The sequence below is a fragment of the Azospirillum sp. TSO22-1 genome (assembly GCF_003116015.1).
In the GTDB taxonomy this organism is placed as follows: domain Bacteria; phylum Pseudomonadota; class Alphaproteobacteria; order Azospirillales; family Azospirillaceae; genus Azospirillum.
This window is the reverse complement of sequence record NZ_LGQZ01000157.1, coordinates 1-9924: the sequence shown is the minus strand read 5'-3', so window position 1 is coordinate 9924 and position 9924 is coordinate 1. Positions and strand designations below refer to the sequence as shown.

The window sequence follows — 9924 nt, the reverse complement described above, 5'->3', positions numbered from 1 at the left end:
CCGGAGTCCCGCCCGCCGGTGCTGATCGGCGCCGGCGACGTGAACGCCGCCATGGACTCCGCGCGCTTCACCTTCGTGCTCGACATCCCGCCGGACTTCGAGGCCGATGTGCTGGCCGGCCGCAGCCCGGCGGCGCAGCTGCTGATCGACGCCACCGCCATGATGCAGGCGGGCATCGGCGCCGGGCAGATCGTCGGCATCCTCGACGACGAGATCGGCCGCTTCGCCCGGCGCGAGGCTGCCGCGGCCCCGGCCCCGGTCGGCCTCCAGGTCCGCTACGCCTTCAACCAGGCGCTCGATACCAAGTGGTTCATGGGCATCATGGCGACCATCAACAACATCACCATGCTGGCGGTGCTGCTGGCCGGCGCCGCGCTGATCCGCGAGCGCGAGCACGGCACGCTGGAGCACCTGCTGGTGATGCCGGTCCGCCCGGCCGAGATCATGACCGCCAAGGTGGTGGCCAACGGCACGGTGATCCTGGCGCTGACCGCCTTCGCGCTGCTGGGCATCGTGCGCGGCGTGCTGGGGGTGCCGCTGGCCGGTTCGATGACGCTGTTCCTGGCGGGGACGGCGCTCTACCTGTTCTTCGCCACGGCGCTGGGCATCTTCCTCGGCACCATCGCGCGCTCCATGCCGCAGCTTGGCCTGCTGTTCATCCTGATCGTGCTGCCGATGACCATGCTGTCCGGCGCCAACACGCCGCTGGAGAGCGAGCCCAAGTGGCTGCAATGGGTCATGCAGTTCGTGCCCTCCACCCACTTCGTGGCGTTCGCCCAGGCGATTCTGTGCCGCGGCGCCGGGCTGGAGGTGGTGTGGCCGCGCTTCGCCGCCACCGTGGTGATCGGCGCCGTCTTCTTCGCGCTGAGCCTCAGGCGCTTCCGCCGGCACCTCGCGGCGATGCGCTGACGGCGGATCGGCGCTTCCGCGCATGGGCCTCAGTCAAGCGTGTGATCGCCTTTCTTGGTCTCCCATCCCCTTCTCACACCGTCATCCCCGCGAAGGCGGGGATCCATAACTGCCAAAGCGGATGGCTGTGGAACGTATGGATCCCCGCCTTCGCGGGGATGACGGCCAGAAAGGGGCGGGAGGAGGTGCATAGGTGCCTGGGTGAGCGCCTATGCGCCTTCGCGGGGAGGACGGTTGGCGAGCTGCAATCGCTCCGGGCCTTGCCTCTCCGCGCGATCCTGTGTTAGGATCAATTTCCTTCAAACCCGGATCCGGGCGGTGCGGCGGAGAGTGAAGTGAACACGGTCTGCACACTGTTCCACGGTGTTCCACAGTGTTCCATCCGGCGCCGCTCAGGCGCCGTCGAACTCGCAGTCGGCCACCTTGGCGCCGCTCAGCATGGTCGCGGTCAGGGTGGGCGCGCGCAGGTCGCAGTTGCGCAGGCTGGCGCCGTCGAAGCGCGTCGGCAGGCTGCCGCCGTTGCGCAGCGCCAGCGGCGTCGCGTCGACGCCCTGGAAGCTGGAGAACTGCACCTGCGCCTCGGCGAAATTGGCGCCGCGAATGTCGGCGCCGGAGAGGTCGGCGTACTGGATGACCGCGCCGCTCAGGTCGGCCGCCGCCAGCACCGCGTTGCTCAGCCGGGCGCCGCTGAGGTCGCTGCCGGCGAAGGACACGGTGGCCAGCATCAGCCCGGACAGGTCGATGCCGCGCAGGTTGCGCCCGGCGAAGTCGGCGCGCGTGCCGTCCTTGCCGCCGCTGTCCACCCAGGCGCGGTGCAGCTCCGCGGCGTCCTTGGCCTGGGCGCGGACGTCGAGGAAGCGGCGGAAGCCGTCGTTCATCTGGAGCGCGTTGATGGTCTCCGGCGTGACGTCGAAGATGGTGTTCTCCACCGTCACGTCGCTCAGCGCCGCGTCGGTCAGCACCGCCCCTGCCAAGGTCGAGCCGGAGAGGTCGGCGCCCTTCAGGTCGGCCCCGGTCAGGTCGGCGCCCTTCAGGTTGGCGTTGCGGATGCGGCAGCCGCTCATGTCCGCCCCGCGCAGCGACGCACCCTCGAAGTTGGAGTTGGAGAGGTCGGTCTCCTGCACCAGCGTCTGCTCGCGCCGGCCGCCGCCGGCGACGTCGTCGCGGTAGACCATCACCGAGCCCTGCTTCATCCGCGTCTCGTCGAGCGTCGCCTCCTGCGCGTCGGCGTAGTGGAAGCGCACGCCGTTCAGGATGGCGCCCGAGAAGTCGGCGCGCACCAGGTTGGTGCGGATGAACAGGCTGTTGGTGAGGTCGGCGTCGCGGAAGTGCGCGCCCTCCAGGTTCGAGTAGGAGAAGTTGCAGGCGACCATTGCCGCGCGCGAGAAGTCGAAGTTCTCCAGGATCACGTAGGAGACGTTCGACATCATCAGGTTCAGGCGCTTGCCGCCCTTGCCGGCGAGGTGCAGCAGGTGGTTGCGCAGCGACTCGCGCATGCGGGCGAGGCGGTCCTGCTGGTCCGCCGCCTTCACCGCAACACCGCTGGCCTGTCCGCTGGCGCCCATGATCGTCCGTACACCCACGATTCCTTCGAGGCGAAAGCATCTCTTACACCCGATCGGCCGGCCGCAGCCTGTGCAATTTTCGTCGAAATTGCGACAGGCCGCCACAGAGGCGGTCCGCCCGGTTTTCGGGTAGGATGACGGTTCTGTTGCGGAGAGAGCCATGCCCAGGGACTGCGATCTGCGCCTCACCAACCTCGACCTGATCGATGACGACCACGAGCAGCTGCTCCACACGTTGCAGGATCTGGCGTACGGCGACGTCATGGCGCGCGCGGGCATGGACCGGCTGATCGCCCAGGTGGTCGAGCACTTCGACCACGAGATGCCGCACCTGGAGCGGATCGGCGGCGATCTCAAGACGCGGCATCTCGGCGCCCACGCGCTGTTCCTCGACCGCCTGACGGCGATCCGCGACCGTTGCGAGTACGAGCCGGCGCGTGCCCGCGCCGAGCTGGCGGAGGTCACCGCGCGCTTCATCTCGCACACCAACACCGACGACCTGGAGATCGCCGAGGCGCTGAAGGCGCTTGCCCCGGTCGAGGCGCGCCCGGCGGTCACGCTGGACGACATCCTGCTGTAGGGTGAACCAACCCCGGCGTCGCGTGTTGACTCCGGCATGACCGCACCCGTGAAGGACAACCCGGCGCTCGGCCGCTTCGAGCTGGACGTGGACGGCCGCATCGTCTTCGCCACCTACCGCCGCCAGGGCGGGGCCCTCTACATCCCCTACGTCGAGGCGCCGCCCTCGCTGCGCGGCACCGGCGCCGCCGGCCGGCTGATGCATGGCGTCATGGACATCGCGCGGGCGGAAAAGCTGAAAGTCGTGCCGGTCTGCGGCTACGCCTCCCTGTGGATGCGCCGGCACCGCGAGCACCACGACCTGCTGGGGTAGCGGGAAAGAGGGACACCACGAAGGCACGAAGACACGAAGGCGGGACACGTGCGCCCGCCACCTTCGTGTCTTCGTGCCTTCGTGGTGAAAAGGCCGGCCGGCATTCGTCCGTGGATCACGCTGAGTTGAGTGCCATCCGCCACCGCTGCCTTATATAAGATCCAGTCCGGTTCCGGAGCGTCCGCATGGAAGCCGCCATCCGGCTGGGGATCTTCCTCGGCCTCTTCGTCATCGCCGCGCTGCTGGAGGCGGCCTACCCGAAGCGCCCGCTCACCGTGGCGAAGGGGCGGCGCTGGGCGGTCAACCTCGGCCTCGTCGCGGTGGACGTCGCCGTGCAGAGGCTGACCGTCGGCGCGCTGGCCGTCGCCGCCGCGGCCTGGGCGCAGGAGCGCGGCGTCGGCCTGTTCAACGTCCTCGACGCGCCTTGGTGGGGCGGGGCGGTGGCGGCGTTCCTGGTGCTCGACTTTGCCATCTACCTCCAGCACGTGCTGTCGCACCGGCTGTCGCTGCTGTGGCGGCTGCACCGGGTGCACCACGCCGACCTCGACATCGACGTCAGCTCCGGCCTGCGCTTCCACCCGGTGGAGATCCTGCTGTCGCTGGCCTGGAAGGCGGCGGTGGTCGTGGCGCTCGGCGCCGACCCCTGGGTGGTCGTCGCGTTCGAGGCGGTGCTGAACGGCTCCTCCCTGTTCACCCACGCCAACCTGCGCCTGCCGGAGCGGCTGGACGCCGCGCTGCGCCGGCTGGTCTGCACGCCGGACATGCACCGCGTCCACCACTCGGTCGTGCGCGCCGAGACCGACAGCAACTACGGCTTCTTCCTGTCGGTGTGGGACCGGCTGTGCGGCACCTACCACGCCGCTCCACCGGCCGCAGGGCACGAGACGGCGCCGCTCGGCCTTCCCGGCTGGCGCGACCAGCTCGGCCTCATCCACCTTATCGCGATGCCGTTCAAGGGCGAGTCCGCCCGGCGGCCGGCCCTGGAGGCGTGACGCATGGACGGCTCGATCATCCCCGCCAAGTTCCGCGACCTGCACGTCACCGCCGACGGCAAGCCGCGCGCGTCGGTGGATCTCGGCGGGCTGACGACGCTGTGGTTCAACACCGGCACGCTGTGCAACATCACCTGCGTCAACTGCTACATCGAATCCTCGCCGCGCAACGACGCGCTGGTCTACCTGACCGCCGCGGAGGTGCGCCGCTTCCTCGACGAGGCCGGACGCGAGGCGCCGGAACTGCGCGAGGTCGGCTTCACCGGTGGCGAGCCGTTCCTCAATCCCGATTTTCCGGCGATGCTGGAGGACGCGCTGGGCCGCGGCCTGCGGGTGCTGGTGCTGACCAACGCCATGCGGCCGATGACGCTGAAGCGCGCGGCGCTGCTGGCGCTGAAGGAGGCGCACGGCGACCGTCTGGCCCTGCGCGTCTCGCTCGACCATTACAGCGCGGCGGGGCACGACGCGCTGCGCGGCGCCGGCAGCTTCGTCAAGGCGCTGGAGGGGCTGCGCTGGCTGGCGGAGCACGGCTTCCACGTCGCCGTCGCCGGCCGCACGGTGAGCGGGGAGGGGGAGGCGGCGCTGCGCCGCGGCTTCGCCGATCTCTTTGCCGAGCACGGCCTGCCCATCGACGCGGACGACCCCAGGCAGCTCGTGCTGTTCCCGGAGATGGACGGCAGCCCCGAGACGCCGGAGATCGCCGAGAGCTGCTGGGCCATCCTCGGCAAGCGGCCGGACGCCATGATGTGCGCCTCCTCGCGCATGGTGGTGCGCCGCCGGGGCGAGGCGGAGGCGCGGTTGGCCGCCTGCACGCTGCTGCCCTACGACCCGCGCTTCGACTGCGGCGCCACGCTGGCGGAGGCGCGCCGGCGGGTGTGGATGAGCCACCCGCATTGCAGCCGCTTCTGCGCGCTGGGCGGCGCCTGCTGCGCCTGAGGCGCTGCCTGAGGATCTATGTCGCATACACGCTTGTGCGGCGCCGGTTGCCGCGGCCATGATGCGCGCCTTCAACCGAGGGGAGCCCGGGTCCGCATCATGCCGCCGTTCCGCACTGCCACCATCGCGCACCCGTCCGCCCCGCGACGGAGCGCCGCCGGCCCGGTTGGCTGGTGACCCACCGGAACGCCCCAAATCGGAACGGACGAGCGCGGCGATGCACAGAGTGAAGGCGACCGGTCGGGTCGATTGGCGGCCCGGCTTGCGCAAGTATCCCTACGGCCTGGCGGCGGCGCCGGCCGGCGCGCTGTGGCGCGAGGACGTGCGCTACGAGTTCTCCGCCCCGCAGATCGACCTGATCGAGAGCGCCGCCGACGAACTGCACGGCATGATCCGCGAGGCCCTGCGCGCGGCGGTCGAGGACAAGCTGCTCAGCGATCTCGGCCTGCGCGGTGAGGCGGCGCGGCTGATCGACGCGTCCTGGAGCGACCACTGGCGCCCCGGCGGCATCAACGAGCGCGCCGGCTGCCTCGCCGGGCGGCTGACGCTGGCCTATGACGGGCGCGATTCGCTGAAGCTGCTGGCCTGCAACTACGACGTGGCGCCGGGGCTGTTCGCCGCCGCGCTGGTGCAGCGCAACTGGCAGGAGTCGCAGGCCCCCGACGCCTTGCAGTTCAACGGCCTGCACGAGGCGCTGATCGAGCGCTGGGAGGAACTGGCGCTGGGCGTCCCCGGCCGCGAGCGCCTGCACCTCGCCTGCGCCACCCCCGACCCGATGGGGGAGGGCGAGCTGATCTACCTGGCGTCCACCGCCGCCGAGGCGGGGGTGGAGACGGTGCTGCTGCCGCTCCAGGACATCGGCTGGGCCGACGGCCGCTTCCGCGACCAGCACGGCGAGGCGATCTCCTGGCTGGCCAAGCTCTACCCGTGGGAGGCGCTGGGCAGCGACGACTTCGTGCAGCGCCTGCGCTCCGCCGGCATGGGCCTCGTGGAGCCGGCGTGGTGCTGGGCGGCGTCGAACCACGGGCTGCTGGCGGTGCTCTGGCACCTCTACCCCGGGCACCCCAACCTGTGCCGCGCCGCGCTCGACGATTCGGCGCTGGGGCCGGTGGAAGCGGTGACGGTGCGCAGCCTGTTCGGCCTCGACCACGCCGTCACCCGCCTGGGCGAGCACGGCCGTCTGGTGGCGGAAGGCGGCGCCGTGGCCGAGCCCGGCGGCTGGCTGTGGCTGGAAACCCCGCCGACCTACGAGCAGGAGGGGGTGCACGCGGTGCTCGACGCCTGGATTGTCGGCGACAAGTGCCTGGGCATGACCGTGCGCGAGGCGCCGGGCCCGCTGGTCGGTCCGGACGCGTCGGTGGTGCCGCACCTGTTCCGGGGGTGAGCGCGGCACGCGGAAAACAAAAAGGGCGGGGAAGTCCCCGCCCTCTCGCTATCGCTATGTTGATGCTCAGCCGTTCTTCGCGCCGGTCTTGGTGATGCTGGCGATCTGCTTCTGCAGGTCGTCCACCCGCTTCTGCAACTCGTCCAGCGAGTGGTCGGCGGCGGCCGGCGGCTTGGCGACGGGAGTCGGCGCCGCGCCGCCCTCCGCACCGTCCTCGTGCGCGCCGAACGGGGTGAACATGCGCATTGCCCGCTCGAACATGGCGAGATTCTGCTTGCCCATCTGCTCCAGCCCGCCGAAGGGGAACATCCCGCCCAGCGTGTTCTGGAAATACTCGCGCATCTGCTCCTGGTTGCGGGCGAACGACTGCATGGAGTATTCCAGGTACCGCGGCACCATCCACTGCATGTTGTCGCCGTAGAAGCCGATCAGCTGGCGCAGGAAAGGGATCGGCAGCAGGTTCTGCCCCTTCGCCTCTTCTTCCACGATGATCTGGGTGAGCACCGAGCGGGTGATGTCCTCCCCCGTCTTGGCGTCGTAGACCACGAAGTCCAGACCGTCCTTGACCATCTGGCACAGATGGTCGAGCGTCACGTAGCTGCTCGTCGCCGTGTTGTAGAGCCGCCGGTTGGCGTACTTCTTGATCGTGATCGCAGCGGACTTCTGATCTTCCTTATCGGCCATCGCGGAGTTCTTTCTTGTAAGGCTGCGGCTGGAATCCCTCTCAGCGTAGAACTACGACATGGGGCAGCGGCTGGCAAGTCTCCAGCCGAAAAGGGGGGATTCGGGGCCGCATTACCCCCCTTTCGCGCGGCGCTGGCCATTCTCCCGCGCCTCCTCCTATACTGTTCGGCATGGCCGACCCCACCGACTCCGACATCCCGACCCTCGACGCGCTGGCGCGCCGCTACCTGGACCTGTGGCAGGAGCAGTGGGCGGCGGTGGCCGGCGATCCGGAGACGGCCGACCATCTGGCGCGGCTGTTCCAGATGCTGGGGCAGGGGGCGGCCTCGCTGGCGCCGACGGTGTTCGGGCCGGGCGGCTTCGCCTACGGCAGCCCGCCCGGCACCGGCTGGGACCCGCGGCCCAACCCGTTCACCACAAAACACTCCGAACCAACGGAGGGACCGGCCGATGACCGTCCAAGCCGCCGCCCAGCCGCCCCGGATGCGCCAGGGGCCGCGCCCGCTCGGCCTGCACCTGTCGACCGCGCTGACGGCGCTGCTCAGCTCGCCCAGCGGCTTGCAGCCCTGGAGGAGCGGCTCGCTTCCCTGGAGGCCGGGGCTCGCGGAGAAGGCGGCGGAGCTGCGAAGCCTCGCCGACGGGGTGGACGCGGACGCCCTGCGTGACGCCGTCGACCGCGAAGTCCGCCGCCGCATCGACCGGCTGCTGACCGGCGTCGAGCGCTACCGCCACCACCCCTACCGCCGCGACCTTCCCGACCCGCCCGTGGTGTGGACCGAGGGCGGCAGCCGGCTGCTCGACTACGGCGCCCTCAACCCCAAGGCGGCGGGCGCGCCGGTGCTGTTCGTGCCGTCGCTGGTCAACCGCCACTACATCCTCGACCTCAGCGCCAAGAAGAGCCTGATGCGCTGGCTGGCGGCGTGGGGCCTGCGGCCGTACCTGATCGACTGGGGCGCGCCGGGGGCGCTGGAGCGCCGCTTCACCCTGACCGACTACATCGCCGGCCGGCTGGAGCGCGTGCTCGACGCCGTCGTCGCGCGGGAGGGACGGGCGGTGCCGGTGGCCGGCTATTGCATGGGCGGGCTTCTGACCACCGCGCTGGCGCTGCGCCGGCCGCGCGAGGTGGCGGGGCTGGTGCTGATGGCCACCCCCTGGGACTTCCACGCCGAGGATGCGGCGCCCGCCCGCCGTGCGGCGGCGTTCTTCCAGCCCTTCGGGCCGCTGCTGGAGGCGTGGGGCGAGTTGCCGGTCGACGTCCTGCAGGCGCTGTTCGCGCAACTGGACCCGATGCTGGCCCTGAAGAAGTTCAGCCACTTTGCCCGCATGGCGCCGGACAGCCCGGCGGCCGAGGACTTCGTGGCGCTGGAGGACTGGCTGAATGACGGCATCCCGCTGGTCGCCGGGGTGGCGCGCGACGCGCTGGCCGGCTGGTACGGCCGCAACGACCCGGCGACCGGCAACTGGCTGGTCGGTGGCCTGCCGGTAGAGCCGGCGCGGGTCAGCGTGCCGACCCTCGCCCTCATCCCCGAGCGCGACCGCATCGTGCCTCCGGCATCGGCAATGGTTTTGGCCCGATCAATTCCGGGTGCACAAATGTTCAGACCCTCACTGGGGCACATCGGTATGGTGGTCAGTGCCGGGGCTGAGGACGGCGTATGGATCCCCCTAGCCAAATGGCTTAATACACTTGTTTAGGGCGCGCCGGAGAGGGGTCTTGCATTGGCTGAATCTTGCGCTTAGGCTACGCCGTCTCCGGCACCCATGCACTTTCGATAATAAAACTGTCAAATCCGAGGAGCGTTGTCATGACCGAGGTTGTCATCGCCGGTGCGGCCCGCACCCCCATCGGCGCGTTTAGTGGTGCCCTGAGCTCGGTGCCCGCCCATTATCTGGGTGAAGTCGCGATCCGCGAGGCGCTGAGCCGTGCGAAGACGGATGCCGCCGAAGTGACCGAGGTCATTCTGGGCCAGATCCTGACCGCCGGCCAGGGCCAGAACCCGGCCCGCCAGGCTGCCATCAACGCCGGCATCCCGGCCGAGAAGACCGCTTTCGGCATCAACCAGCTCTGTGGTTCCGGCCTGCGCTCGGTGGCGCTGGGCTACCAGGCGATCCGCGAAGGCGACGCCGAGGTGATGGTCGTCGGCGGCCAGGAGAGCATGAGCCAGGCCCCGCACGTCATGCACCTGCGCAACGGTGTCAAGATGGGCTCGGCCGAGATGCTCGACACCATGCTCAAGGACGGCCTGTGGGACGCCTTCCAGGGCTACCACATGGGCACCACCGCCGAGAACGTGGCCCAGAAGTGGCAGCTGACCCGCGACGAGCAGGACGCCTTCGCCGCCGCCTCGCAGCAGAAGGCCGAGGCCGCCGTCAAGGGTGGCCGGTTCAAGGACGAGATCGTCCCGGTCACGATCAAGGGCCGCAAGGGCGACGTGGTGGTCGACACCGACGAGTACCCGAAGTTCGGCACCACCGTTGACTCGCTGGCCAAGCTGCGCCCGGCCTTCGCCAAGGACGGCACGGTGACCGCCGGCAACGCCTCGGGCATCAACGACGGCGCCG

General features: G+C 70.2%; 10 protein-coding genes. 8 read left to right on the top strand and 2 right to left on the bottom strand.

What is annotated here, in order from left to right:
• A partial coding sequence (locus TSO221_RS31245; protein ID WP_109122396.1) for an ABC transporter permease occupies positions 1 to 909 on the top strand: 909 nt, incomplete at its 5' end.
• Between the two features lie 392 nt (positions 910 to 1301).
• On the opposite strand, the gene TSO221_RS35770 is transcribed toward TSO221_RS31245, so the two are convergent.
• Positions 1302 to 2492, bottom strand: coding sequence for a pentapeptide repeat-containing protein (locus TSO221_RS35770; protein ID WP_158284264.1), 1191 nt, complete (start codon positions 2490 to 2492; stop codon positions 1302 to 1304).
• 142 nt (positions 2493 to 2634) lie between these two features.
• On the opposite strand from TSO221_RS35770, the gene TSO221_RS35765 reads away from it, so the two are divergent.
• The 5 genes from TSO221_RS35765 to TSO221_RS31220 all read left to right on the top strand — a co-directional run bounded on the left by TSO221_RS35765 (position 2635) and on the right by TSO221_RS31220 (position 6678).
• Positions 2635 to 3054 (top strand): hypothetical protein, encoded by a 420-nt coding sequence (locus TSO221_RS35765; protein WP_158284263.1) that lies wholly within the window; start codon positions 2635 to 2637, stop codon positions 3052 to 3054.
• A 36-nt stretch (positions 3055 to 3090) separates the two neighbouring features.
• Complete coding sequence (locus TSO221_RS31235; protein ID WP_109122394.1) at positions 3091 to 3366, top strand: GNAT family N-acetyltransferase; 276 nt, start codon at positions 3091 to 3093, stop codon at positions 3364 to 3366.
• A 185-nt stretch (positions 3367 to 3551) separates the two neighbouring features.
• Positions 3552 to 4358 carry a sterol desaturase family protein gene (locus tag TSO221_RS31230; protein WP_109122393.1) on the top strand — a complete coding sequence of 269 codons (807 nt, stop codon included), beginning with the start codon at positions 3552 to 3554 and terminating at the stop codon, positions 4356 to 4358.
• A gap of 3 nt (positions 4359 to 4361) precedes the next feature.
• Positions 4362 to 5294: a radical SAM protein gene (locus TSO221_RS31225; RefSeq protein WP_109122392.1), complete on the top strand. Its 933-nt coding sequence runs from the start codon at positions 4362 to 4364 to the stop codon at positions 5292 to 5294.
• 217 nt (positions 5295 to 5511) lie between these two features.
• Positions 5512 to 6678, top strand: coding sequence for a glutathionylspermidine synthase family protein (locus tag TSO221_RS31220; RefSeq protein WP_109122391.1), 1167 nt, complete (start codon positions 5512 to 5514; stop codon positions 6676 to 6678).
• A gap of 66 nt (positions 6679 to 6744) precedes the next feature.
• On the opposite strand, the gene phaR is transcribed toward TSO221_RS31220, so the two are convergent.
• Entirely contained in the window at positions 6745 to 7362 is a 618-nt protein-coding gene (gene phaR, locus TSO221_RS31215) for a polyhydroxyalkanoate synthesis repressor PhaR (RefSeq protein ID WP_109122390.1), read from the bottom strand.
• A 450-nt stretch (positions 7363 to 7812) separates the two neighbouring features.
• Between phaR and TSO221_RS31210 the strand changes: the two genes are divergently transcribed.
• On the top strand, positions 7813 to 9057 hold the full coding sequence (locus TSO221_RS31210; RefSeq protein WP_109122389.1) for an alpha/beta fold hydrolase: 1245 nt from the start codon (positions 7813 to 7815) through the stop codon (positions 9055 to 9057).
• A gap of 110 nt (positions 9058 to 9167) precedes the next feature.
• The coding region (locus TSO221_RS31205) for an acetyl-CoA C-acyltransferase (RefSeq protein ID WP_146208965.1) at positions 9168 to 9924 on the top strand (757 nt) is incomplete at its 3' end.

What these genes read in the sequence shown, in the direction of transcription:
- TSO221_RS35765 (WP_158284263.1), top strand. Translation starts at nt 2,635, where the DNA reads ATGCCCAGGGACTGCGATCTGCGCCTCACCAACCTCGACCTGATCGAT.
- TSO221_RS31235 (WP_109122394.1), top strand. Translation starts at nt 3,091, where the DNA reads ATGACCGCACCCGTGAAGGACAACCCGGCGCTCGGCCGCTTCGAGCTG.
- TSO221_RS31230 (WP_109122393.1), top strand. Translation starts at nt 3,552, where the DNA reads ATGGAAGCCGCCATCCGGCTGGGGATCTTCCTCGGCCTCTTCGTCATC.
- TSO221_RS31225 (WP_109122392.1), top strand. Translation starts at nt 4,362, where the DNA reads ATGGACGGCTCGATCATCCCCGCCAAGTTCCGCGACCTGCACGTCACC.
- TSO221_RS31220 (WP_109122391.1), top strand. Translation starts at nt 5,512, where the DNA reads ATGCACAGAGTGAAGGCGACCGGTCGGGTCGATTGGCGGCCCGGCTTG.
- phaR (WP_109122390.1), bottom strand. Translation starts at nt 7,362, where the DNA reads ATGGCCGATAAGGAAGATCAGAAGTCCGCTGCGATCACGATCAAGAAG.
- TSO221_RS31210 (WP_109122389.1), top strand. Translation starts at nt 7,813, where the DNA reads ATGACCGTCCAAGCCGCCGCCCAGCCGCCCCGGATGCGCCAGGGGCCG.